We start from the raw sequence: 1,279 nt of genomic DNA, 5'->3' as shown, positions 1-1,279 counted from the left end.
GTCGCCGCCCGGAGGCGCGCTGGCGGCGCCGGCCGGCCGACGTCGCGGCCTTCGGCCCGCTCCAGCGGGACCTGTTGCGCTCGGCGATCGAGGCCACCCGGGTCGGCGGCGTGGTCGGCTACGCGACCTGCTCGCCGCACCTCGCGGAGACCCGGGCGGTCGTGGACGACGTGCTGCGGGGCGAGGGCGGCCGGGTCGAGTGGATCGACGCGCGCCCGCTGCTGCCCGGCGTCCCGGCGCTCGGCGACGGGCCGGACGTGCAGCTGTGGCCGCACCTGCACGGGACGGACGCGATGTACCTGGCGCTGCTGCGGCGCACCGCCTGACGTCGTTCCGATGTCGCCTCCCCGGCCGGGGCCGTCACCTCGGCCGGGGCCGGCGATCCCGGCCGTGTGCACCCTGATCTTCCTGCCTGCCTGCACCGGGGCGCTCCAGGCGGTCATCGGCGCGGCGGGCATCCTGTTCGCCGCCTGGCGGGCGCCGCGGCGGTCCGGGCCGGAGGAGGACCGTCGGTGCGGGCCCCGGGGGGATGCGACGGCGTGCGGTGTGGTGACGGTCACGGCCGTGGGTGGCTTGCATCTCCCGTGGGGGGAGGTAGCAGGGTGGTGGCCATGAACGGCGACGTGACGTACACCATCGGTGAGCTGGCCAGGCGGACTGGGCTGACGGTCAAGACCGTCCGCTTCTACTCGGACCAGGGGATCGTGTCGCCGGCCGACCGCAACCCGGCCGGCCACCGGCGGTACGGCGCCGACGCCGTCGCGCGGCTGGAACTGGTCCGTACCCTGCGGGAGCTCGGGCTCGGACTGCCCGCGATCAGGCGGGTGGTGGAGCGTGAACTGACGCCGGCCGAGGTCGCCGCCGCGCAGGCGGAGGCGATCGACCTCCGGATCCGGGTGCTACGGCTGCGGCGGGCGGTGCTCGGGGCGGTGGCCAGGCTCGGGTCGACGCCTGAGGAGTTGACGCTCGTGCACCGGTTGGCCCGGCTCACGCAGGACGAACGGGGGCGCCTGATCGCGGAGTTCCTGTCGGGCGTGTTCGGCGGGACCGGTGGCGACGAGCGGTTCTCCGCCGTGGCGCGCTCGTTGACGCCGGAGCTGCCGGAGGATCCGTCGGTCGAACAGGTCGAGGCCTGGGTGGAGTTGGCGCAGCTGGCGGGGGACGCCGGGTTCAGGGCGCTGCTGCGCGGGCTCGCCCGGGCGGAGGCGGCGGAGGCGGTGGTGGGGGAGGCGCGGGCCGGCACGGGCTTGCCGAGGCCCGGACTGGCGGGGGCGGTGCG

Annotated in this window: 1 protein-coding gene and 1 pseudogene; both read left to right on the top strand. The window is 76.5% G+C overall.

Going from position 1 to position 1,279, the window contains the following annotated elements; genetic code table 11:
• A pseudogene (locus KS423_RS45650) lies at nucleotides 1-326 on the top strand (rRNA cytosine-C5-methyltransferase); the annotation flags it as partial.
• 285 nt (nucleotides 327-611) lie between these two features.
• Nucleotides 612-1,279, top strand: a 668-nt coding sequence (locus KS423_RS45645) for a MerR family transcriptional regulator (RefSeq protein WP_224285536.1), incomplete at its 3' end; no start/stop codon positions are given.

The organism is Streptomyces sp. LS1784 (assembly GCF_020103755.1).
Classification (GTDB): domain Bacteria; phylum Actinomycetota; class Actinomycetes; order Streptomycetales; family Streptomycetaceae; genus Kitasatospora.
This window is presented reverse-complemented; position numbering and strand designations above follow the sequence as displayed.